The sequence below is a fragment of the Burkholderia sp. BCC1972 genome (genome assembly GCF_905339605.1).
Classification (GTDB): Bacteria; Pseudomonadota; Gammaproteobacteria; order Burkholderiales; family Burkholderiaceae; genus Burkholderia.
The window spans coordinates 125664-147276 of record NZ_CAJPGH010000013.1 but is presented as its reverse complement, the minus strand read 5'-3'; the positions used below and the strand labels follow the sequence as shown (position 1 = coordinate 147276).

21 protein-coding genes are annotated in these 21613 nt (G+C 69.3%); 11 read left to right on the top strand and 10 right to left on the bottom strand.

Annotated elements, in window-relative coordinates; genetic code table 11:
* Positions 1 to 168: 168 nt before the first annotated feature.
* The gene (locus U5798_RS19920; protein ID WP_124455727.1) at positions 169 to 672 is read left to right on the top strand and encodes a hypothetical protein; all 504 of its coding nucleotides are present in this window, start codon (positions 169 to 171) and stop codon (positions 670 to 672) included.
* Positions 673 to 881: 209 nt separating this feature from the next.
* Entirely contained in the window at positions 882 to 1907 is a 1026-nt protein-coding gene (locus tag U5798_RS19915; protein ID WP_322082952.1) for an XdhC family protein, read from the top strand.
* Positions 1908 to 1967: 60 nt separating this feature from the next.
* Here the strand turns inward: U5798_RS19915 and U5798_RS19910 are convergent, their stop codons facing one another.
* The 6 genes from U5798_RS19910 to fliE form a co-directional block, all read right to left on the bottom strand.
* Positions 1968 to 2702 (bottom strand): PepSY-associated TM helix domain-containing protein, encoded by a 735-nt coding sequence (locus U5798_RS19910; RefSeq protein ID WP_124455729.1) that lies wholly within the window; start codon positions 2700 to 2702, stop codon positions 1968 to 1970.
* A 268-nt stretch (positions 2703 to 2970) separates the two neighbouring features.
* Positions 2971 to 3288 (bottom strand): EscU/YscU/HrcU family type III secretion system export apparatus switch protein, encoded by a 318-nt coding sequence (locus U5798_RS19905; protein WP_124455730.1) that lies wholly within the window; start codon positions 3286 to 3288, stop codon positions 2971 to 2973.
* Complete coding sequence (locus tag U5798_RS19900) at positions 3285 to 4652, bottom strand: flagellar hook-length control protein FliK (protein WP_322082951.1); 1368 nt, start codon at positions 4650 to 4652, stop codon at positions 3285 to 3287. The genes U5798_RS19905 and U5798_RS19900 overlap by 4 nt, the downstream gene beginning before the upstream one ends.
* 69 nt (positions 4653 to 4721) lie before the next feature.
* Entirely contained in the window at positions 4722 to 5054 is a 333-nt protein-coding gene (locus tag U5798_RS19895) for a flagellar protein FliT (protein ID WP_124455732.1), read from the bottom strand.
* A complete protein-coding gene (gene fliS, locus U5798_RS19890) occupies positions 5051 to 5485 on the bottom strand; it encodes a flagellar export chaperone FliS (protein ID WP_322082950.1) in 435 nt (144 codons plus the stop codon). Before fliS ends, U5798_RS19895 begins: the two co-directional genes overlap by 4 nt.
* A gap of 162 nt (positions 5486 to 5647) precedes the next feature.
* Positions 5648 to 5992 carry a flagellar hook-basal body complex protein FliE gene (fliE, locus tag U5798_RS19885; RefSeq protein ID WP_034190274.1) on the bottom strand — a complete coding sequence of 115 codons (345 nt, stop codon included), beginning with the start codon at positions 5990 to 5992 and terminating at the stop codon, positions 5648 to 5650.
* Positions 5993 to 6241: 249 nt separating this feature from the next.
* Between fliE and fliF the strand changes: the two genes are divergently transcribed.
* Genes fliF through U5798_RS19855 form a run of 6 tightly spaced genes read left to right on the top strand, consistent with a single transcriptional unit; the run spans position 6242 to position 13070 of the window.
* Entirely contained in the window at positions 6242 to 8005 is a 1764-nt protein-coding gene (gene fliF / locus U5798_RS19880) for a flagellar basal-body MS-ring/collar protein FliF (protein WP_124455734.1), read from the top strand.
* Positions 7995 to 8990, top strand: coding sequence for a flagellar motor switch protein FliG (gene fliG / locus U5798_RS19875; protein ID WP_124455735.1), 996 nt, complete (start codon positions 7995 to 7997; stop codon positions 8988 to 8990). Before fliF ends, fliG begins: the two co-directional genes overlap by 11 nt.
* Positions 8983 to 9666 carry a flagellar assembly protein FliH gene (gene fliH / locus U5798_RS19870; protein ID WP_124455736.1) on the top strand — a complete coding sequence of 228 codons (684 nt, stop codon included), beginning with the start codon at positions 8983 to 8985 and terminating at the stop codon, positions 9664 to 9666. The genes fliG and fliH overlap by 8 nt, the downstream gene beginning before the upstream one ends.
* 32 nt (positions 9667 to 9698) lie before the next feature.
* The gene (gene fliI, locus U5798_RS19865) at positions 9699 to 11204 is read left to right on the top strand and encodes a flagellar protein export ATPase FliI (protein WP_415859507.1); all 1506 of its coding nucleotides are present in this window, start codon (positions 9699 to 9701) and stop codon (positions 11202 to 11204) included.
* 5 nt (positions 11205 to 11209) lie between these two features.
* A complete protein-coding gene (gene fliJ, locus U5798_RS19860) occupies positions 11210 to 11668 on the top strand; it encodes a flagellar export protein FliJ (RefSeq protein WP_124455738.1) in 459 nt (152 codons plus the stop codon).
* Between the two features lie 31 nt (positions 11669 to 11699).
* Positions 11700 to 13070 carry a flagellar hook-length control protein FliK gene (locus tag U5798_RS19855; protein WP_322082948.1) on the top strand — a complete coding sequence of 457 codons (1371 nt, stop codon included), beginning with the start codon at positions 11700 to 11702 and terminating at the stop codon, positions 13068 to 13070.
* A gap of 28 nt (positions 13071 to 13098) precedes the next feature.
* Here the strand turns inward: U5798_RS19855 and U5798_RS19850 are convergent, their stop codons facing one another.
* On the bottom strand, positions 13099 to 14739 hold the full coding sequence (locus tag U5798_RS19850; protein ID WP_322082947.1) for a GMC family oxidoreductase: 1641 nt from the start codon (positions 14737 to 14739) through the stop codon (positions 13099 to 13101).
* 725 nt (positions 14740 to 15464) lie between these two features.
* On the opposite strand from U5798_RS19850, the gene U5798_RS19845 reads away from it, so the two are divergent.
* Complete coding sequence (locus U5798_RS19845) at positions 15465 to 16907, top strand: coniferyl aldehyde dehydrogenase (protein ID WP_322082946.1); 1443 nt, start codon at positions 15465 to 15467, stop codon at positions 16905 to 16907.
* Positions 16908 to 16988: 81 nt separating this feature from the next.
* On the opposite strand, the gene U5798_RS19840 is transcribed toward U5798_RS19845, so the two are convergent.
* Both U5798_RS19840 and U5798_RS19835 read right to left on the bottom strand, forming a co-directional pair.
* A complete protein-coding gene (locus U5798_RS19840) occupies positions 16989 to 18011 on the bottom strand; it encodes a serine/threonine protein kinase (RefSeq protein WP_322082945.1) in 1023 nt (340 codons plus the stop codon).
* Positions 18012 to 18067: 56 nt separating this feature from the next.
* Complete coding sequence (locus tag U5798_RS19835) at positions 18068 to 18280, bottom strand: hypothetical protein (RefSeq protein WP_124455744.1); 213 nt, start codon at positions 18278 to 18280, stop codon at positions 18068 to 18070.
* 657 nt (positions 18281 to 18937) lie between these two features.
* On the opposite strand from U5798_RS19835, the gene U5798_RS19830 reads away from it, so the two are divergent.
* Entirely contained in the window at positions 18938 to 19825 is an 888-nt protein-coding gene (locus U5798_RS19830) for a DMT family transporter (protein WP_322082944.1), read from the top strand.
* Between the two features lie 301 nt (positions 19826 to 20126).
* Complete coding sequence (locus U5798_RS19825; protein WP_011353526.1) at positions 20127 to 20312, top strand: hypothetical protein; 186 nt, start codon at positions 20127 to 20129, stop codon at positions 20310 to 20312.
* 113 nt (positions 20313 to 20425) lie between these two features.
* Here U5798_RS19825 and mgrA read toward each other — a convergent pair whose 3' ends face one another.
* A complete protein-coding gene (gene mgrA / locus U5798_RS19820; RefSeq protein ID WP_124455747.1) occupies positions 20426 to 21469 on the bottom strand; it encodes an L-glyceraldehyde 3-phosphate reductase in 1044 nt (347 codons plus the stop codon).
* Positions 21470 to 21613 lie beyond the last annotated feature (144 nt).

The window sequence follows — 21613 nt, the reverse complement described above, 5'->3', positions numbered from 1 at the left end:
ATTTTTCATTAAACGGAAATTCATCGCGCATTCAAAAAAGAATTTTCAGCACATTTTTAAATAAAACAATTTAAACCGGTTAATCCGGTCGCTGGTATCGTATTGCCTCCATCCGGAGGCATGTCGCTGCACCTGTCCGAAGTTCAACAAGAACCAGAGAGGTCTTTCATGAGCAATACATTGGTCAACGTCACGGCGAAGGTCGAAATCAGCGCGGCCAACCAGACGATTGCGGGGCTGAAGGATTATCAAAGCAAGAACTGGGCGATCGGGCTGAACGGGGATACGCTGGCACCGGACGGTTTCCTGACGTTCTTCACCGAGCGCAACCTGCCGTTCAGCTACTACGTCCGCGCGCGTGGCGTCTCGGTCGGCGAGCCGAGCGCATACCAGGCGAACATCGAAACGCTGACGCAGCGCATCGCCGCGATTCGCGCGTCGGAGACGAACCTGGTCCAGGCAACGATCCGCGATCTCGAGCTGTACAAGTCGAGGAACTGGGCGATCGGCCTGAACGGCACGACGCTGCAGCCGGACAACTTCCTGCCGTTCTTCGGCACGCGCTCCGTGCCGTTCGAGTACTACGTGCGCAGCGGCGGCGTCGAGCTTGGCTCGCCGAACGCGTATGACAACAACATCCGCAACCTGACGCAGTATCTGGGCTCGCTCTGACGCATCGCCCCGCCGGGCGGATGCCTCCGCCCGGCAACCTGCCGACGGCCCGTCACGGGCCGTCCTGCCCGCCTTCCTTGCCGCTGTACGGCGCCCTTCCCCGTTTTGCGCGTTCCCCGTTGCCTGCACGCTTGCCGCGGCCGGTTCATAATCGCGCCATCGAACCGCGGCCCGCATCGGCGGGCGCGCCCGGCAACAGGAAGAAGATGATGGAAAGCGTCGATCTCGATGTATTGAAGTCCAGCGCGCGCTGGCTCGAAGAAGGGCGCCGCGTGCTGCTCGTGACGGTCGTGAAGACGTGGGGCTCGTCGCCGCGCCCCGAAGGCGCGATGCTCGCGGTACGCGAGGACGGCCTGGTGGTCGGCTCCGTGTCCGGCGGGTGTATCGAAGACGACCTGATCGCCCGCGTGCACGCGAGCGGGATCGCGGCCGACGCGCGCCCGGAAGCGCTCAAGTACGGCGTGACGGCCGAGGAAGCGCACCGCTTCGGGCTGCCTTGCGGCGGCACGATCCAGCTCGTGCTCGAACCGCTCACGCGCGACAGCGGGATTGCCGCATTGTGTGCGGAAGTCGAGGCCGGCCGCCTCGTCACGCGCACGATGACGCTCGCGACCGGCCGCGCGTCGCTGTCGCCCGCGCAGGCGACCGACGCTCTCGCGTTCGACGGCGAGCGGCTCGTGACGATCCACGGGCCGCGCTACCGGATGCTCGTGATCGGCGCCGGCCAGTTGTCGCGCTATCTGTGCCAGATCGCGGTCGGGCTCGACTACCAGGTGACGGTGTGCGATCCGCGCGAGGAATACACGGATGCGTGGGACGTGCCGGGCACGCGCGTCGTGCACACGATGCCCGACGATACGGTGCTCGACATGAAGCTCGACGCGCGTTCGGCCGTGATCGCGCTGACGCACGATCCGAAGCTCGACGATCTCGCGCTGATGGAGGCGCTGAAGACGCCCGCGTTCTACGTGGGTGCGCTCGGCTCGCGGCGCAACAATGCGGCGCGGCGCGAGCGGCTGCGCGAATTCGACCTGAACGAAGCGGAACTGGGCCGGCTGCACGGGCCGGCCGGCATCTACATCGGCAGCAGGACGCCGCCGGAAATCGCGATCTCGATCCTCGCCGAGATCACCGCCGCGAAGAATCACGTATCGCTGCCGACGATCCTGCAGGTCGAAGGCGCGAAGGCCGCGCGCGAGATCGCGGCGAACCGCGGCGCGACCTGCGGGCTCTGATCCGCCGCGGCAGCCAACGACGATCGCGCCGGCTGCGGCACGGCGCGCGTGCCGGTCAGGTCAGGTCAGGCCGGCAGCAAGCGCGGCGGCAACCGAACCGACCACCAGCACGACGCCGACCGTACGGCGCTTGTTCAGTTCGGTCCACAGCAGCACGCCGGTCAGCGACAGCAGGATCAGCGACCCTGCGATCGTATCCATCAGCAGCACCCAGCCGAGGTTCATCCCGACGCCGCGATGCAGGTTGTTCAGCGTCGTCAGGAACGTATTGCCCGTGCGCTTCACGGACACGTAGCCGTTTCCGACCCAGTATTCGGCCTGCAGGTTCTGGTGCGGACCGAATACGCCGAACTGCCAGTGTTCGGGCTGCATCACGCGCTTGTCGCCCCACGCGACGGCCTGCGCGGGCTCCTTGCGCATGCGGCCCGGCTTGCCGTCGAAATGGAGCTCCTGCTGCAGCCACTTCGTCATCGCGGCCGGCGTCTTCGGCACCGGATCCGGCAGCGCGACCTGCATCTCCTCGACCTGCGGCTCGCCGGTCGGGATCTTCAGCGGCGGCGCGCGGTGATTGAGCAGCACGCCCGTCACGCCGAACAGCAGCCCGAGCACCGCGCCCCACAGCCCGACCCAGCCGTGCACCTTGCGCAGCCACTTGATGAAGGTGGCGCGACGCGAGCGCTGGCGGCGCGCGGCCAGCTCGTCGTCGCTCAAATGGCGGCCCGCCGGGTGCAGCACGGTGACGCCGGCGCGCGGCATGCCCGCCTTGGGCGGGTCGATCGTTTCGGGCGCGTTCACGCGGAAGTATCCATTCGTTCAAAACAACGGCCGGCGCGCAATGCATGCGCGCCGGCCGAGCAACATGAAAATGAGAATGGATATCATTACATAAATCAATTGCGAGCTCAATCCGCCGGGATCGCCGGCGGCAGGCCGGATGCGCGGAGAAACACGCACGATGCGCTCGCGTTGCGATGAAATGCCGACTGATCGCAGACAAATACCATCAGAACGACCTTGCAAGGCCGAGACAGCATTGCGTAAGAAACCGCGTGATGCCGGCCCGTCAGCGCAACGGCGGCAGCGGAAAACGCGGCGCGGCGCCGTCCGGCGCGGGATCTGTGCGATCGAGCGCGTACAGCCACGCGAGCAGGTCCGCGACGGCCTGGTAGAGCTGCGGCGGAATCCGGTCGTCGAGATCGACCTGCATCAGCAGCGACACCATCTCCGGCGCCGTATGCACGTACAGCCCCGCATCGCGTGCACGCGCGACGATCATCTCGGCGAGCAGGCCGTAACCCTTCGCGACCACGCGCGGCGCCGTGTCGCCGCCTTTCGGGTCGTAGACGAGCGCGGCCGCGCGCTTGCGGGACGTCATGCTCATCGCGGCGCCTCGTCGTCGGCCGCCTGCGCCGGCCGGGCACCGGCCGCGCCGCGCGCATAGGCGGCCGCCGCCGCCTGGGCCGCGAACAGGTCGAAGCCGTCCGGCCCGTCGTCGACCGCGCGGATCGACAGCCCGCCGATCTTGAGCCCCGATCCCTCGAGCCGCTGCCGCAGCGCGGCCTCGTTGCGCGCGAGGCGGTCGGCGCCCGTCTGGTTCGCGCGCAGCCGCGCGACGAGCTGCTCGCCGTTCAGCACCAGTTCCGCATCGACCGTGCCGAGCGACGGCAGCGTCAGCGTCAGGCGCGTGCGCCAGGCGATGCCGTCGCCCGCGTCGTCGCCCCCGCCGCGCGCCCCGTGGTTGCCCGGTTCGTCAGGCTCGATCGTCCAGTCGAGCCGCACACCCGGCCAGGCCTCGCCGGTCCAGCGAAACTGGTCGGTCGCGAGCGCATCGAGCTGCTGCCTGACGATCGGTACGGCGGCCGGATGGACGGTCGCGAGGGTCTGCGCCTGCGGATCGGACGATGCGGCAGCCAGGTCGGCCCGCGCGGGCGTCCAGCGCGTGTCGGCATGCGCACCCAGCGGATCGGCGGGATCGGGCTGCAACGATCCGCCTTGCCGGGCCGCCGCCGGCATCGCCTGCGCAGGATCGCGAGCCGGTGCGCCGCCCTGGGCCGGCGTGCCCGGCTGCGCGGCCGCCCGCGCGGGCGCAGGCAGCGGCGAATGCTGCGCCAGCAGTTCGTCGAGCACGTCGGTCGAGCCGGGCGGCGAAGCATCGCGGTCGGCCGGCGCGAGGGCGGACGTCAGGCGTGCCTGCGGCTCGCGCATCAGCGCCGCGAGCGGACGCTGGCCGGCCAGCCACTGCGCCAGATGGGATTCGTAGAAGAGGCCGCTCTCGCTCACGGCCTGCGCGAGCGCCGCACGCAGCGCCGCGACCGGCAGCGGCGCGGCCGCTTCGCGTACAGCCGCGGCGGACGATGCCGCGGCGGAGGCAGGCGGGGACGACGTGGCCGGCGCGGATGCAGCCGGCGCGGGTGTAGCGGGAACGCGCGCCGGCGCGGCCGGATCGGTCAGCAGCACGGTGGGATCGGCCAGCAGCGGCGTACGCCCGGCAATCGCAGGGGTCGCATCGCCGCCCGCGCGCGAAATCGCGTCGAGCACGCGCCCGACCTCGGACAGTGCGGTCTGCGTGGAGGCCGGCGGCGCGGCCGGCGGGCTGCCGGCCGGCGGCGGGGACGACGCGCCGGCGCCCGGCGTGCCGACCTGCGCGGTCGCACCGCCGCCGGCGGGCGCCGCGACGGTGTCGGTCAGCAGGCTGTCGAGGCGGCTCGCCAGCAGCGCGGCCGCAACGGAATCGATACCGGTCATGATCGGAGCCTGCTCACCCTAGGGTGTGTTTGCCTATGGAACGCGCTTGCGTGGCCCCGAAAACGGGCCCTACCCGCGCGCCCGATAGAGATCGGTCAATACCTGGGTCGAGCGCCGCGCCTCGAACAGCGCGGACAACCGCGCGACGTCCGGGCTCGCGAGATCGCGGATCGCCGCGTCGTCGGCCAGGATGCGGCGGATCAGGCCGAGCTTGCGCCCGAGATCCGATTCGTCGAGCGCGACGCCCGGATCGGCTTCCTTCAACCCGTCGACCAGTTGCATGAATTCGGCCTGCAACCCCGGCAACGCGCTCCAGTCGGCGTCGCGGGCGGCGCACAGCATGCGCCCCGACACGGCGGCGAGCGCCTCGTAACGTGCGAAGTATTCGGCCTTGTGATTCATCGTGATGCGTCCGCTGCCTGTTGCGCGGCCATCCGCGCGACTTCCGGGCCGATGCCCGTCCATGCTTCCTCGAGCGTCGCGAGCAGCCTGTCGACCTCGACCAGCATCGCGTCGCTCGCCTGCGCGTTCGCGTCCATCAGGCGCCGGCCGATATACGCGTACAGCGCGTCGAGCCGGTCCGCGATCTCGCCGCCTGCGTCGCGGTTCAGCGAGGCCTGCAGCCCGCTCTCGACGATCCGGATCGCCTTGCTGATCGCTTCGCCGCGCGCGGGCACGTTGCCCTGCTGCAAATGCATGCGCGCCAGCGCGATCGCCTGCCGCGCGCCCTGGTACAGCATCGCGATCAGCCGGTGCGGGGAGGCGCCCATCACCCCCGTCTCGACGCCGACACGCGCATAGGCACTGGCTCCAGCGTGTCCTGGGGAAAACATGCGCTTCTCCTTGTTCTGCCTTGGCTATACGGTCGCCGCCACCGTGCATCGCACGGCGCGGCCTTCTCCGGAGTTATCGGAAGGGATTTGAAAAGCTTTAGGCGCACGCGGCGGCCGCCGGGCGCGGAAAAGCCGGTTCACCGGCCCCGCCCGGCCCGCCTGTCACACCGACATCTGCATGATGTCGTTGTAAGCGCTCACTAGCTTGTTGCGGACCTGGAGCCCGAACTGGAAGCCGATGTTGGCTTTCTGCATGTCGACCATTACGTCGTTCAGCGACACGTTCGGCGCACCGACCTCGAACGCCTTCGCCTCGCCGAGCGCGTGCTGCTGGTCGCCGCTGATCTTGTCGAGCGACGCCTTCATCGCGCTCGCGAACGTGCTGGCCGTCGCCGCGCCCGAGCCGGCAAGCGCTGCCGTCGGGCTCGCGACGCCGCCGGACGCCTGCGCGGCCATCGACTGCATCTGTTGCAACACCGAACCGATTCCGCTGACGTTCGCAGTCATGCTGTCCCCAGGCTGAGAGAAGAGACCCGGACGTACCGGGCGGATCCGCCGGCGCCGCACCACGCGCACCATGCCGGATCGCGAAAAAGGATAGCAGCGCGCCGCGCGTCAAAGCCGAGAAAGTACGGGGGAAACCCCGCTCTTTTCGGTCGATCGGAGTGCGGCGCGGATCACGATAATCGCATCGTGTCATTGTCCGCCCGCTCGTCCGAGCGAGCTCAGTGGTCCCGCTCCGGAGAAACTCGACGCATGGATTCGCAGGCCAACTCGCTGATCAACCCCGACGCCCGCGCGGGCCTCGCCAGCCCGGCGTCCGGTGCCGCCGCGGCCGCCGCGTTGCCGGGCGCGGGCGTCGCCGGCGCTGACTTCGGGCTGGGCGGCTTCGCGGAACGCATTCCCGGCATCTCGCGGATGAAGGGCAACCCGAAGCTGCCGTTCCTGATCGCCGTCGCGTTCGCGATCGCCGCGATCACCGCGCTCGTGCTGTGGAGCCGCGCCCCCGACTACCGCGTGCTGTACAGCAACCTGTCGGACCGCGACGGCGGCGCGATCATTGCCGCGCTCCAGCAGGCAAACGTTCCCTACAAGTTCGCCGACGCCGGCGGCGCGATCCTCGTGCCGTCGAGCCAGGTGCACGAAACGCGCCTGAAGCTCGCCGCGATGGGGCTGCCCAAGGGCGGCTCGGTCGGCTTCGAGCTGATGGACAACCAGAAATTCGGCATCAGCCAGTTCGCCGAGCAGATCAATTACCAGCGCGCGCTCGAAGGCGAGCTGCAGCGCACCATCGAATCGATCAATGCCGTGCGCGGCGCGCGCGTGCATCTCGCGATTCCGAAGCCGTCGGTGTTCGTGCGCGACAAGGAAGCGCCGAGCGCGTCGGTGTTCGTCGACCTCTACCCGGGCCGCGTCCTCGACGAGGGCCAGGTCCAGGCGATCACGCGGATGGTGTCGTCCGGCGTGCCCGACATGCCCGCGAAGAACGTGACGATCGTCGACCAGGACGGCAACCTGCTGACCCAGACCGCGTCCGCCACGGGCCTCGACGCGAGCCAGCTCAAGTACGTGCAGCAGGTCGAGCACAACACGCAGAAGCGCATCGACGCGATCCTCGCGCCGATCTTCGGCGCCGGCAACGCGCGCTCGCAGGTCAGCGCGGACCTCGATTTCTCGAAGATCGAGCAGACGTCGGAAAGCTACGGCCCGAACGGCAATCCGCAGCAGTCCGCGATCCGCAGCCAGCAGACCAGCAGCTCGACCGAACTCGCGCAGGGCGGCGCGTCGGGCGTGCCGGGCGCGCTGTCGAACACGCCGCCGCAGCCGGCGTCCGCGCCGGTCGTCGCCGGCAACGGCCAGAACGGGCCGCAGACGACGCCGGTCAGCGACCGCAAGGACCAGACGACCAACTACGAAGTCGACAAGACGATCCGTCATCTCGAACAGCCGATGGGCAACGTGAAGCGGCTGTCGGTCGCGGTCGTCGTCAACTACCAGCCGGTCGCCGACGCGAAGGGCCACGTGACGATGCAGCCGCTGCCGCCGGCCAAGCTCGCGCAGGTCGAGCAGCTCGTGAAGGACGCGATGGGCTACGACGAGAAGCGCGGCGACTCGGTGAACGTCGTGAACAGCGCGTTCTCGACCGCGAGCGACCCGTACGCCGACCTGCCGTGGTGGCGCCAGCCCGACATGATCGCGATGGCGAAGGAAGCCGCGAAGTGGCTCGGCATCGCGGCGGCCGCGGCGGCGCTCTACTTCATGTTCGTGCGCCCGGCGATGCGCCGCGCATTCCCGCCGCCCGAGCCCGCCGCGCCGGCGCTCGCGGCGCCGGACGATCCGGTCGCGCTCGACGGCCTGCCCGCGCTGGAGAAGGCGGAGGAGCCCGACTCGCTGCTGCTCGGCTTCGAAACCGAGAAGAACCGTTACGAACGCAACCTCGACTACGCGCGCACGATCGCCCGCCAGGATCCGAAGATCGTCGCCACCGTCGTGAAGAACTGGGTGTCCGATGAACGCTGAAGGCTTGACCAAGAGCGCGCTCCTGCTGATGTCGATCGGCGAGGAAGAGGCCGCGCAGGTATTCAAGTTCCTCGCGCCGCGCGAGGTCCAGAAGATCGGCGCCGCGATGGCCGCGCTGAAGAACGTCACGCGCGAGCAGGTCGAGGGCGTGCTGCAGGAGTTCGCGAAGGAAGCCGAGCAGCACACCGCGCTGTCGCTCGATTCGAGCGACTACATCCGCTCGGTGCTGACCAAGGCGCTCGGCGAGGACAAGGCCGGCGTGCTCATCGACCGGATCCTGCAAGGCAGCGACACGAGCGGCATCGAGGGCCTGAAGTGGATGGACTCCGCCGCAGTGGCCGAACTGATCAAGAACGAGCATCCGCAGATCATCGCGACGATCCTCGTGCACCTCGACCGCGACCAGGCGTCGGAAATCGCGTCGTGCTTCACCGAGCGGCTGCGTAACGACGTGATCCTGCGGATCGCGACGCTCGACGGCATCCAGCCGGCCGCGCTGCGCGAGCTCGACGACGTGCTGACGGGCCTGCTGTCCGGCAGCGACAACCTGAAGCGCAGCCCGATGGGCGGTATCCGCACCGCGGCCGAGATCCTGAACTTCATGACGAGCGTGCATGAGGAAGGCGTACTCGAAAGCGTGCGCCAGTACGACGCCGAACTCGCGCAGAAGATCATCGACCAGATGTTCGTGTTCGAGAACCTGCTCGACCTCGAGGACCGCGCGATCCAGATGGTGCTCAAGGAAGTCGAGTCGGAAACGCTGATCATCGCGCTGAAGGGCGCGCCGCCGGCCCTGCGCCAGAAGTTCCTCGCGAACATGTCGCAGCGTGCGGCCGAACTGCTCGCCGAGGATCTCGACGCGCGCGGCCCGGTACGCGTGTCCGACGTCGAGACGCAGCAGCGCCGCATCCTGCAGATCGTGCGCAACCTGGCCGAGAGCGGCGCGATCGCGATCGGCGGCAAGGCGGAAGACGCGTATGTCTGATTCGGCGAGCGATCGCGTGGGCACCCTCACCGCGTACCAGCGGTGGGAGATGGCGTCGTTCGACCCGCCGCCGCCCCCGCCGCCGCCCGACGACGCGGCGGCGGCTGCCGCCGCGCTCGCCGAGGAACTGCAGCGCGTGCGCGACGCCGCGCACGCCGAAGGCCATGCGGCCGGCCACGTCGAAGGCCAGGCGCTCGGCTACCAGGCCGGTTTCGAGCAGGGCCGCGAACAGGGTTTCGAGGCCGGCCAGGCCGACGCACGCGAGCAGGCCGCGCAGCTCGCCGCGCTCGCCGCGTCGTTCCGCGAGGCCGTGTCGAGCGTCGAGCACGATCTCGCGTCCGACCTCGCGCAGCTCGCGCTCGACATCGCGCAGCAGGTCGTGCGCCAGCACGTGAAGCATGACCCGGCCGCGCTGGTCGCGGCCGTGCGCGACGTGCTCGCGGCCGAACCGGCACTGTCCGGCGCACCGCATCTCGCGGTGAATCCGGCCGACCTGCCCGTCGTCGAAGCCTACCTGCAGGACGATCTCGATACGCTCGGCTGGAACGTGCGCACCGACGCGTCGATCGAGCGCGGCGGCTGCCGCGCGCACGCCGCGACCGGCGAGGTCGATGCGACGCTGCCCACGCGCTGGCAGCGTGTCGCCGCCGCGATCGGCAAGGTGAGCACGTGGTGACGCGGCCGCCCGAAGCGCTCGCGCACGACGGCATGACGCCGCTCGAACGCGAGCTCGCGCTCGCGTCGTTCGGGCCGGCTGCCGCGCACGACACCGCACACGGTGCCACGCCGCATACGGCCGCCGACCCCGCCGGCGCCGCACCGCGCGCACCGCACAATCCGCATCTCGCGCACTGGCGCACGCACCTGAACGGGCTTGGCGCGCGCAGCCACCGCGCGCTACCGCTGCGGCCGTGCGGGCGCCTCACGCGCGCGGCCGGCCTCGTGCTCGAGGCGATCGGGCTGCGCCTGTCGGTCGGCGCCGAATGCACGATCGAGCTACCGCCCGGCAGCACGCTGCCGCACGCGGAAGCCGAAGTCGTCGGCTTCGCCGGCGACCGCCTGTTCCTGATGCCGACCACCGACGTCGCGGGCGTGCTGCCCGGCGCGCGCGTGTGGCCGCGCGAAAGCGCACCCGTCGCCGATCCGCTCGCGGGCGCGAAGCGGCTGCCGGTCGGCTGGGAAATGCTCGGGCGCGTCGTGGACGCGTCGGGCCGCCCGCTCGACGGCCTCGGCCCGCTCACGGCGAAAGTCGAGGCGCCGCTGTCGGCGCCGTCGATCAACCCGCTCGAACGCGAGCCGATCCACCACGTGCTCGACGTCGGCGTGCGCGCGATCAACGCGCTGCTCACCGTCGGCCGCGGCCAGCGGATGGGCCTGTTCGCCGGCTCCGGCGTCGGCAAGTCGGTGCTGCTCGGCACGATGGCGCGCTACACGAGCGCGGAAGTGATCGTGATCGGGCTGATCGGCGAACGCGGCCGCGAAGTGAAGGAATTCATCGAACAGATCCTCGGCGAGGACGGGCTCGCGCGCTCGGTCGTCGTCGCGGCGCCGGCCGACGTGTCGCCGCTGCTGCGCATGCAGGGCGCCGCGTACGCGACGTCGCTCGCCGAGTATTTCCGCGACCAGGGCAAGCATGTGCTGCTGCTGATGGATTCGCTGACGCGCTACGCGATGGCGCAGCGCGAGATCGCGCTGGCGATCGGCGAGCCGCCCGCGACCAAGGGCTATCCGCCGTCGGTGTTCGCGAAGCTGCCCGCGCTCGTCGAGCGCACCGGCAACGGGCCGGAGGGCGGCGGCTCGATCACCGCGTTCTACACGGTGCTGACCGAGGGCGACGACCAGCAGGACCCGATCGCCGATTCGGCGCGCGCGATCCTCGACGGCCACATCGTGCTGTCGCGCGCGCTCGCCGAGGCCGGCCACTATCCCGCGATCGACATCGAGGCGTCGATCAGCCGCGCGATGACCGCGCTGATCGACGAAGGCCATCTCGACCACGTGCGGCAGTTCAAGCAGATGCTGTCGCGCTACCAGCGCAATCGCGACCTGATCGCGGTCGGCGCGTATGCACCCGGCCGCGACGCGCAGCTCGACCGCGCGATCGCGCTCTACCCGCGCATCGAGGCATTCCTGCAGCAGGGCTTTCGCGAATGCGCGCCGTTCGCGTCGAGCCTCGCTGCGCTCGACGCGCTGTTCGACGCTTACGGAGGCTGACCCGAATGGCTCACGGCTTTCCCCTTCAGCTGCTGCTCGATCGCGCGCAGGACGACCTCGACTCGGCCGCGAAGCAGCTCGGCACTGCCCAGCGCGACCGCACCGCGGCCGCCGAGCAGCTCGACGCGCTGCTGCGCTACCGCGACGAATATCACGCGCGCTTCGCGCAGTCCGCGCAACACGGGATGCCGGCCGGCAACTGGCGCAATTTCCAGGCGTTCATCGACACGCTCGACGCGGCGATCTCGCAGCAGCGCAACGTGCTGGCCGCCGCCGAAGTCCGGATCGACGAGGCGCGCCCGAACTGGCAACAGAAGAAACGCACCGTCGGCTCGTATGAAATCCTGCAGGCACGCGGCGTCGCGCAGGAAGCGACGCGCGAGGCCCGGCGCGAACAGCGCGACGCCGACGAACACGCCGCGAAGATCCTGCGCATGCGGGCCGACGCGGCCCGCTCGTCGTAACCGACCAACGCATTCGAACGAGAGAACCGTCATGCCTCCCCTGCCCCTGCTTGGCGCGCTGCTCGACACCGCCGGCGCCGCACTCAAGGCCGCCCGCGGCTCGGGTTCGTCCGCCGCCGGCAACGATGTGTCGGCGGCCGCGACCGCTGCGCCGTTCGCGCAGACGCTGAAGCAAAGCGTCGTCACCCGTCGCGACGCGTCGAATCCCGCTGCGCCCGATGCATCGACGACGCAGGCTGCGTCGAAGCCGGCCACGAGCACGAAGCCGTCCGGCACGGACGACGACGACAAGTCCACCGACGTCGCGAACGCGACGGCCAATCCCGACGCCGCCGCGCTCGCGGCCGCCGCTGCCGTGCAGGCACAGCTGCAGGCGCGCACGGACAACGCGGCGCCGGCCGATGCGGCCACCGCCACCGCCGCTGCCGCCGTCGCCGACACGACGCGAAAAACGGCCGTGTCAGGCCAGCCCGACGCCACGGCGACGCTGGCTGATCATGCGGCCGGGGATGCAGCTGCCCAGCCGCTCGAACCGACGTCGAGCCGCGACGCGCTGCAGGCCGCGCTCGCCAGGCTGACGGGCGGCGCGGGCGCGATTGCGATGCCGGCGACCGGCGCGTCCGCCGCGGCGACGACCTCGTCGCCGACAGCAACCGCCTCGACCGCCGCCGCCGCGCCGCTGACGCCGAAGGTGCCGACGTTCGACCGTACGCTCGCCGACGCGAAAGGCGCGCTCGCCCCGCAGCAGGCGCCGACCCAGGCCACGCCGCAGGCGCTGCAGGCCGACGCGAACGCGCAGTCCGGCGCACAGCATGCACTCGCGGCAGCCAGCGAAGCGACCGATCCGGCCGCCAGCGCGACGCTCGCGGCCGGCGCAACGGCCGCGGCCGCCGCGCAGGCGAACCTGCAGCTGTCGCCGGCCGCCGGTGCGATCGCCGCTGCCAACGCGCACGTGCTCGCGCCGCATGTCGGCACCGCCGACTGGACGGACGCACTGAGCCAGAAGGTCGTGTTCCTGTCGAATGCGCACCAGCAGAGCGCCGAGCTGACGCTCAACCCGCCCGATCTCGGGCCGCTGCAGGTCGTGCTGCGCGTCGCGGACAACCATGCGCACGCGCTGTTCGTGTCGCAGCACGCGCAGGTGCGCGAGGCCGTCGAAGCCGCGCTGCCGAAGCTGCGCGAGGCGATGGAAGCAGGCGGGCTCGGGCTCGGCAGCACGACCGTCAGCGACGGCGGCTTCGCTTCCCAGCAGCAGAACCCGCAACAGACCTTCGCCCACGGCCAGTCGCCGCGGCGCGGGAACGGCGGATCGTCAGCCGTCGATGCACCGGCCGACGTTGTGCAATCCGCACCGGCCGCCGCGAGCGTGAGCCGCGCCGGCCTCGTCGATACGTTTGCCTGAGCATGCCGTTTCGGTGCGCGCGCCGCGCTCAGCGGCCGTGCACCGCGGCAGCCGCCTCGCCGCGCGGCACCGCACCGTTGCGCGCCGCGACGATGAAGTCCGCCGCGCGTTCGCCGATCATCACCGACGGCGCATTCGTGTTCCCGCCGACCAGCGTCGGCATCACCGACGCATCGACCACGCGCAGCCCTTCGACGCCGCGCACGCGCAGTTGCGGATCGACGACCGCGCGCGCATCCGAGCCCATCCGGCAGGTGCCGACCGGGTGGTAGATCGTGTCGGCATGCGCGACGATCGTCGCGCGCAGCTCGGCCTCGCTCTGGTCCGCCCGCGTATACAGCTCGCGGCCGCCCTGCGACGCGAGCGGCGCCTGCGACAGGATCCGGCGCATCGCTTGCGTGCCGCGCACGAGCAGGTCGAGATCGCGTGAATCGCTGAAGAAGCGCGGATCGATCAGCGGCGCGTCGCGTGCGTCGCCGGTCGCGAGCGCGACCGTGCCGCGGCTGAACGGCCGCAGCGCGCACACGTGCAGCGAATAGCCGAAGCCCCAGTGCATCTTGCGGTTGTGGTCGTCGACGAGCGCCGTGCAGAAATGCAGCTGCAGGTCGGGACGCGCGAGCGACGGATCGCTCTTGATGAAGCCGCCGGCCTCCGCGACGTTGCTCGTCATCATCCCCGTGCGGCTCGAGAAATAGCGCGCGAGCGCGGGCGTCATCTTCGCGATGCCGCGCAGGCACACGCCCACCAGTTCCGACGAATTCACGCGCGTGTTGATGATGAAGTCGATGTGGTCGATCAGGTTCGTGCCGACGTCCGGCGCATCCTGCACGACCGCGATCCCGTGCCGGCGCAGCTGCTCGGCCGGGCCGATCCCCGAGCACATCAGCAGCTGCGGCGAATTGAACGCGCCGGCCGACAGGATCACTTCCGCGCGCGCGCCGAGCGTCTCGACACGGCCGTTACGCGAGACCGCGACACCGACCGCGCGCTTGCCGTCGAAGCCGACGCGCAGCACCGTCGCGTCGGTGATCACGTGCAGGTTCGGCCGGTTGCGGCCGTAGATGTATGCGCGCGCCACGCTGCAGCGCGAGCCGTCGCGGTGCGTGACCTGGTAGAAGCCGACGCCTTCCTGCGTCGCGCCGTTGAAGTCGTCGTTCAGCGGATAGCCGGCCGCGTGCGCGGCCTGGATGAATCGTTCGGAGAACGGATTGCGAAAGCGCAGATCGGAAACGGTCAACGGGCCGTCCGCGCCGTGCCATTCATCCGCGCCGCGTTCGTTGCCTTCCGCGCGACGGAAATACGGCAGCACGTCCTGCCAGGCCCAGCCCGTCGCACCGAGCTGCGCCCATTCGTCATAGTCGCCCGGATGGCCGCGCGTGTAGATCATCGCGTTGATCGCGCTCGAACCGCCCATCCCGCGCCCGCGCGGCTGGTAGCCGCGCCGCCCGCCGAGGCCCGGCTGCGGCACCGTCTCGTAGCCGTAGTTCGTGCCGAGCTTGTACGGCACCAGCGCCGCGATACCGACCGGCATGTTGACGAGCAGGTTGCGCTCCGTATGCGAGCCGGCCTCGATCAGCGCGATCGTCGCATCGGGGCAGGCATCGGCGAGACGGCCTGCCAGGCTCGACCCGCCCGAACCGCCGCCGACGATGATGTAGTCGTATTGCATGTCACGTCTCCGTCGTGTCATGGATGGCGCCCGGCATCGCCGCGCGACCGCGTCCCCTCTTGTGTTCGGGCATTGTAGGAATGGCCGCCGCGCACGCGGCGCGCGGATTCAAGAGCGATTCCTCTAAACGCCCGCGTGAACTAAATTTAAGATGTATCGATTCGCTTCGCGCGATCCACCGGCCACGAGAAGCCGATTCGTCGCGAAACGGGAGGGACAACGATGCAGCGCCAGGTTCTGCAGGACGTGTGCCGACCCGGTTCTCCGGATGCCGCGCGCGCGGCCCGCATTTCATTTCAAACGGCGGCCCGCGCGACGTTGCACGGCGGCATGCGCGCAGTCGATGGAAATCGAACGGCACGTATCGTCGCCGACCGTTTGGACGGTCTGCCGCCGCGGCAGCACGATGCACCGCGACACGCCGTCGCGTACCCGTCGCGCCGCCGTGCGTCGGTGCACCGGCAAGCGCCGGCAACGCGGCATCCCGCACCTGCTTGCCGTCGCATCGAGTCGTGCGCGCGTGCCGTGCGGCACGATTTTCGGACGCCGATACCGTCGCGCGGATGCGACGCCGGCCGAATGCAGCAACCGGTTTTCGAGCACACGTCGCATCCGGCCCCGCGTCGCGCGACACGCATCACCCGATCCGCGTCGCCGCGCTCGCCGAGCGTGCGCGTGCGGCGTGACGGCCGGCCCATCAGCCAGGCCCAACTGGAGGAGACGACATGAAGAACGACCTGCCCGAACTGGCCCCGCAAGCACTGCCGTCGGTCGATGCGCTGACGGCGCTGCTGCGCGATCAGCGCGCGGCGTACCTGCGCGCCCCGTATCCCGCATGGGAGACGCGCGCGCAGCACCTGCGCGCGCTGCGCACGATGCTGATCGACCATGCGGACGCACTCGCCGAAGCAATCAGCGCCGATTTCGGCCATCGCGCGAAGCAGGAAGTGCTGCTGTCGGAAGTCTGGATGGCGAAGGAAGAGATCGACGACGCACTGAAGCACGGCAAGCGCTGGATGAAGCCGATCCGCAAGCCGATGAACAAGTGGCTGCGCCCGGCACGCGCGAAGGTGATTCCGCAGCCGCTCGGCGTGGTCGGCATCGTCGTGCCGTGGAACTACCCGGTGCTGCTCGCGGCCGGCCCGCTGATCTGCGCGCTCGCCGCCGGCAACCGCGCGATCATCAAGATGTCCGAACTGACGCCGCGCACGTCGGCGCTGTTCGAGCAGCTCATCGGCAAGACCTTCACGCGCGACCACGTCGCGGTCGTGAACGGCGATGCGGAGGTCGGCGCCGCGTTCAGCGGGCTGCCGTTCGATCACCTGCTGTTCACCGGCTCGACGCATGTCGGCCGCCACGTGATGCGCGCGGCCGCCGACAACCTCACGCCCGTCACGCTGGAGCTCGGCGGCAAGTCGCCGGCGATCGTCGGCCCGAACGCGCGCTTCGATGCAGCCGTCGACGCGATCGTCGCCGGCAAGACGCTGAATGCGGGCCAGACCTGCATCGCACCCGACTACGTACTGCTCCCGCGCGGAATGGAAGCAGCGTTCATCGAGCGCGCGCGGGCACGCTTCGCGAAGATGTATCCGGACCTGTCGACGAACGGCGACTACACGACGATCGTGTCGCCGCGCCACTACGCGCGCCTGCAGCAACTCGCGAGCGACGCGCAGGCGGCCGGCGCGCAACTGCATCCGCTCTCCGACGCGCAATCCGATCCCGCGTCGCGCCGCTTCGTGCCGTGCGCGATCACGCAGGTGCCGGCCGCGTCGCAACTGATGCAGGAGGAAATCTTCGGGCCGCTGTTGCCGCTCGTGCCGTACGAGCGGCTCGACGAGGCGATCGCCTACGTGAATGCGCGCCCGCGTCCGCTCGCGCTCTACCTGTTCGACGAGGATGGCGGCACGATCGATCGCGTGATGCGCGAAACGATCTCCGGCGGCGTGTCGATCAACGAAACGCTGATGCACATCGCGTGCGGCAGCTTGCCGTTCGGCGGGGTCGGTGCGAGCGGCATGGGTGCGTACCACGGCTACGACGGCTTCGTGACGTTCTCGAAGATGAAGCCGGTGCTCACGCAGGCGCGCCTGAATGCGCGCAACCTGCTCGCGCCGCCGTACGGCAAGCGCTTCGCCGCGCTGATCAAGCTGATGCTGAAATTCTGAGGCAGTCGGCCCGGACGGGCCGCGTGCATCGCGCCGCGGCCCTTGCCGGCCTGCCGCGCGGCGTGAATGCCGCGCGCGCCGTCATACGGGCCAGAGCGGCCCTTCCTGCATCGCGCCGATCTGCTCGCGCAACTCGAGCACGCGCGCTTCCCAGTAGCGATGCGTGTTGAACCACGGGAAGGCAGCGGGAAACGCGGGATCGTCCCAGCGCCGCGCGAGCCATGCCGCGTAGTGGATCAGCCGCAGCGTGCGCAGCGCTTCGACGAGATGCAGCTCGCGCGGCTCGAATTCGCAGAAATCCTCGTAGCCGGCGAGCAGGTCGGCCAGCGCGCGCGACGCGCCTTCGCGATCGCCCGGCAGCAGCAGCCACAGATCCTGGATCGCCGGCGCCATCCGGCTGTCGTCGAAGTCGACGAAGTGCGGGCCCGCATCGGTCCACAGCACGTTGCTCGGATGGCAGTCGCCGTGCGTGCGCAGCAGGCGGATGTCGCCCGCGCGCTCGAACGCGGCCTCGACGCCTTCCAGCGCGAGTGCGACGGCCGTCTCGTACGCCGGTCGTACGTCATCCGGAATGAAATCGTGCGCGAGCAGGTAGTCGCGCGGCTCGTAGCCGAACGTTTTGATGTCGAGCACGGGACGCGCGACATACGGCTGCGTTGCGCCGACCGCGTGAATCCGGCCGATGAAGCGGCCGAGCCATTCGAGCGTGTCGCTGCGGTCGAGATCGGGTGCGCGCCCGCCGCGCCGCTCGAAGATCGAGAAGCGGAAGCCGTCGAACGCGTGCAGCGAGCGGCCGTCGAAGGTGCGCGCGGGCACCGCCGGAATCTCGCGCGCGGCGAGTTCGGCGACGAACGCATGCTCTTCGAGAATCGCGTCGTCCGACCAGCGCGCCGGGCGATAGAACTTCGCGACGACCGGCGGGCCGTCTTCGATGCCGACCTGGTAGACGCGGTTTTCGTAGCTGTTGAGGGCGAGCAGGCGCCCGTCGGTGCGCAGGCCGGCCGGCATCAGCACGCTGTCGAGCGCGTCGAGCACGCACTCGGGCGTGAGGCCGGCGAACGGCGGGCTGGCGGGAGAAGCGGGAGCGGAAGTGGCGTCTGTCATGCCCCGCATTGTGCCGCCAGCCGGACCGAAAGACGAGCGTCCGGTGCGATGTGCGCTTAGTGAAGCGCCGCGCCGGCCGGCAGGACGGATTCGCCGGTGTCGATCAGGTCCTCGAGAAAGAACGGCTCGGTGTTGAGTTCTTTCGAATCACCCGGCACGCCCGCGTACCAGGTCACCATGGCCATGTCGCCCAGGATGCGCTGGACGATGCCGCGCGCGCCCTTCGGCACCGCGATATGGGTAGTGCAGACAATCGACCCGATATGCATGATGGTTCCCCACTCTTGAATCTTGAAACCCGGCCCGCTGGCGAGCCGGCAAATGCACGATCCGCGCCGCTCTCGGAGGAGCGTTGCGCGTGATCCCATTGTTCACGGTTTATCGAAGCGCGAAAAGAAGAAGAAGCAGGCGAAGTGCCGCGAATTCGTCGAATGTCTCCAATCAACCACTGCGCCGGGCAGGCACTTGCCCGCCCGGTCACCCCCATCATACCCTGTCGAATGTGACTGCCCGCCGAAACCGCCCGGCACTGCGGCGCGCACGGGATCGACGCACCGCATCGTTCGCGATGCAACACCGCCGACAGTGATTGCGCTCGATCGCTGCCTTGCGGTACCTTAGGCTCTCATTCGCGTTCAATCGCATTCCGACACGATGCATCCGCTCACGTCCGCCCTCGCAAAATCCCGGCCGCAGTTCGACTCGCGGCCGCAGGCGTGCGCGCATCCGTCGGTTCTTCCTCCTCCTGTCGCACCGCCGCTCGTCTGCGCCGCGCCGCCCCCTCCGGCAGCGCGCGCCGGCTGACCAGCCGGCTTCCGTTTCGTCTTCCATTCGCCCCCGTCGGCTTCAGTGCGTGCGTCGTCACGCATCGCATGTTGCCGCGCGCGCGAATGGAACGTTCCGATCCGTTCGACAGGTGGACTCACATGGTTTCGTTCAAACGCGCGCTTGCCGCGCATGGCGCGACGTCGCTCTTCGTGCTGCTGTGGAGCAGCGGCGCGATCTTCTCTGAACTCGGTCTGCGTCACGCGTCCGCGTTCGCCTTTCTCACCGCACGCTTCGCGCTCGCGTCGCTCGTGCTGCTCGCGCTGGCCTTCATGCGCAAACGCTGGCTGCCGCCGCGCGGCGAGCGGCGCATGGCCGCGCTGACCGGCTTGCTGATGATGGGCGGCTATTCGATCTTCTACCTGCTCGCACTCGAGCGCGGGATCGCGCCCGGTGTGCTCGCAACGATCCTCGGCGTGCAGCCGATCCTCACGCTCGCGATCGTCGAGCGGCGCTGGCAGCCCGTGCGCGTCGCGGGGCTCGCACTGTCGCTGGCCGGGCTCGCACTCGTCGTGTGCCGTGGCGCGAGCGGCGGCACGGGCGGCCTGTCGGCTGCCGGCATCGCGTATGCGCTCACCGCCCTCGTCGCGCTGACCGCCGGCTCGCTGCTGCAAAAGCGCGTACGTGCGGCGCCCGCCGACGTGCTGCCGCTGCAGAATGCGATCGGCCTCGCGCTGTGCGTCGCGATCGTGCCGTTCCGGCCGGTGTCGTTCGAGATGAGCTGGGCATTCGTCATCCCGCTGCTGTGGCTCGGCATCGTGATTTCGGTGATCGCGCAACTGCTGTTCTACCGGTTGATGCAGCGCGGCGATCTCGTCAACGTGACGAGCCTGTTCTATCTCGTGCCCGTCGTCACCACGCTGATGGATGCCGTGTGGCTCGGCAACCGGCCGGAGCCGCTCGCGCTCGCCGGCATGGGCGCGATCATCGCGGGGCTCGCGCTCGTATTCCGCGCGTCGGCCACCCGCGCGCAACCCGGGCGCACGTAAGCGGATGGGCCGCCGCGTCTCCGGATGCGGCGGCCCGCATCGGACACATACGATGATTCCGCGAAAATCGAAAGGAACGAGAAAGATCCGTGCAAGACATTCGTCCGACTTGCAGGAAAAACGCGTGATTCACGCGGCTTTCCGCCGATTTTTAATGGTTCGGATAGCGAAAAGCGCCGCCGGTTGCCTATACTCGAATTGACCGCCCCGCTCGCAACGGGTCGGACAACACTAGAAACACCCGGCATGGGGCCGAATCAAGCGCTGATGCGCTGACCTCGGTCAAGACCTGGAGACACGCATGACGACCTATTTCACGATCGGCGACTTCATCCTGTTGATCCCGATGGCGCTGGCCGGAGCGCTATTTCTCGGCGCGGTACCGTGCGCAACCGAATTCCGTCACAACCTGCTACGCGTGCTCGGCGTCATCCTCGGCGTCGGCGTCGCGGTGCTGCTCGTTGAAGGCCTGCCTGCGCTGATCTAGCGCGACACGTCAGCCGGCGTATCACGCGCATCGCTGCACCGCAGCGATGCGGTGTGCTGCCCGCCAGCCCGTGATACGGCACGCGATGTTTCGCATGCCGTATCGACTCCCGGTCAGATCGCCTGATCGGTGGACGGCTTTTCCCACAGATTGATACCGCCTTCGGTCGCGTAACGGTCGATCTCCGCGAGTTCCTCCGCCGAGAATTCGAGGTTCTTCAACGCACCGACGTTCTCGCGCACCTGCTCCGCGCGGCTCGCGCCGATCAGCGCCGACGTCACGCGGCCGTTACGCAGCACCCACGCCAGCGCCATCTGCGCGAGGCTCTGCCCGCGACGTTCGGCAATCGCGTTGAGCTTGCGCACGTGCTCGAGGTTGTCCGCGCTCAAGTGATCCTGCTTCAGCGAGCCGCCGCCCGGCTTGTTCACGCGCGCGTCGGCCGGCACGCCGTTCAGGTACTTCGACGTAAGCAGGCCCTGCGCGAGCGGCGTGAACGCGATGCTGCCCGCGCCGACGTCGTCGAGCGTGCCGAGCAGATCCTCTTCGATCCAGCGGTTCAGCAGGTTGTACGACGGCTGGTGGATCAGCAGCGGCACCTTGTATTGCGCGAGCAGCTCGGCCATCTCGCGCGTCTTCGCGGCCGAATACGACGAGATGCCGATGTAGAGCGCCTTGCCCTGCTGCACGGCCGACGCGAGTGCGCCTGCCGTTTCCTCGAGCGGCGTGTGCGCATCGAAGCGGTGCGAATAGAAGATGTCGACGTAGTCGAGCCCCATCCGCTGCAGGCTCTGGTCGAGGCTCGCGAGCACGTACTTGCGCGACCCGCCGCCGCTGCCGTACGGCCCCGGCCACATGTCCCAGCCGGCCTTCGTCGAGATCAGCAGTTCGTCACGATACGGCCGGAAATCCTCCTTCAGCAGCCGCCCGAAGTTGGTCTCGGCGCTGCCGTACGGCGGCCCGTAGTTGTTCGCGAGATCGAAGTGGTTGATGCCGAGGTCGAACGCGGTGCGCAGGATCTCGCGCTGCGTCGAGATCGGCGTCGTGTCGCCGAAGTTGTGCCACAGGCCAAGCGACAGGGCGGGCAGTTTGAGCCCGGATTTGCCGCAGGTGCGGTATTGCATGCCGGCATAACGTTCGGAAGCTGCTTCGTAGGCCATGAGTCTGTTCCGTCAGGACATCGGGGGAAGGGACGCGCGCCGGCCGCACACATGGCGCGACGGCGGCGAAGGAGTCATACGACGACTATGGTAGCGAAAGCGGCCGGATCGCGCACGGCGGCACGGCGATGGACGCGACCGCGG

Bases quoted from the DNA above. Each gene is read 5' to 3' on its own strand.
- U5798_RS19915 (WP_322082952.1), top strand. From the start codon at position 882: ATGGAAAGCGTCGATCTCGATGTATTGAAGTCCAGCGCGCGCTGGCTC.
- fliS (WP_322082950.1), bottom strand. From the start codon at position 5,485: ATGTTTTCCCCAGGACACGCTGGAGCCAGTGCCTATGCGCGTGTCGGC.
- U5798_RS19895 (WP_124455732.1), bottom strand. From the start codon at position 5,054: ATGAATCACAAGGCCGAATACTTCGCACGTTACGAGGCGCTCGCCGCC.
- mgrA (WP_124455747.1), bottom strand. From the start codon at position 21,469: ATGGCCTACGAAGCAGCTTCCGAACGTTATGCCGGCATGCAATACCGC.
- fliH (WP_124455736.1), top strand. From the start codon at position 8,983: ATGTCTGATTCGGCGAGCGATCGCGTGGGCACCCTCACCGCGTACCAG.
- fliI (WP_415859507.1), top strand. From the start codon at position 9,699: ATGACGCCGCTCGAACGCGAGCTCGCGCTCGCGTCGTTCGGGCCGGCT.
- U5798_RS19920 (WP_124455727.1), top strand. From the start codon at position 169: ATGAGCAATACATTGGTCAACGTCACGGCGAAGGTCGAAATCAGCGCG.
- U5798_RS19850 (WP_322082947.1), bottom strand. From the start codon at position 14,739: ATGCAATACGACTACATCATCGTCGGCGGCGGTTCGGGCGGGTCGAGC.
- U5798_RS19900 (WP_322082951.1), bottom strand. From the start codon at position 4,652: ATGACCGGTATCGATTCCGTTGCGGCCGCGCTGCTGGCGAGCCGCCTC.
- U5798_RS19855 (WP_322082948.1), top strand. From the start codon at position 11,700: ATGCCTCCCCTGCCCCTGCTTGGCGCGCTGCTCGACACCGCCGGCGCC.
- U5798_RS19845 (WP_322082946.1), top strand. From the start codon at position 15,465: ATGAAGAACGACCTGCCCGAACTGGCCCCGCAAGCACTGCCGTCGGTC.
- fliG (WP_124455735.1), top strand. From the start codon at position 7,995: ATGAACGCTGAAGGCTTGACCAAGAGCGCGCTCCTGCTGATGTCGATC.
- U5798_RS19835 (WP_124455744.1), bottom strand. From the start codon at position 18,280: ATGCATATCGGGTCGATTGTCTGCACTACCCATATCGCGGTGCCGAAG.
- U5798_RS19830 (WP_322082944.1), top strand. From the start codon at position 18,938: ATGGTTTCGTTCAAACGCGCGCTTGCCGCGCATGGCGCGACGTCGCTC.
- U5798_RS19840 (WP_322082945.1), bottom strand. From the start codon at position 18,011: ATGACAGACGCCACTTCCGCTCCCGCTTCTCCCGCCAGCCCGCCGTTC.
- U5798_RS19825 (WP_011353526.1), top strand. From the start codon at position 20,127: ATGACGACCTATTTCACGATCGGCGACTTCATCCTGTTGATCCCGATG.
- fliE (WP_034190274.1), bottom strand. From the start codon at position 5,992: ATGACTGCGAACGTCAGCGGAATCGGTTCGGTGTTGCAACAGATGCAG.
- U5798_RS19905 (WP_124455730.1), bottom strand. From the start codon at position 3,288: ATGAGCATGACGTCCCGCAAGCGCGCGGCCGCGCTCGTCTACGACCCG.
- fliJ (WP_124455738.1), top strand. From the start codon at position 11,210: ATGGCTCACGGCTTTCCCCTTCAGCTGCTGCTCGATCGCGCGCAGGAC.
- fliF (WP_124455734.1), top strand. From the start codon at position 6,242: ATGGATTCGCAGGCCAACTCGCTGATCAACCCCGACGCCCGCGCGGGC.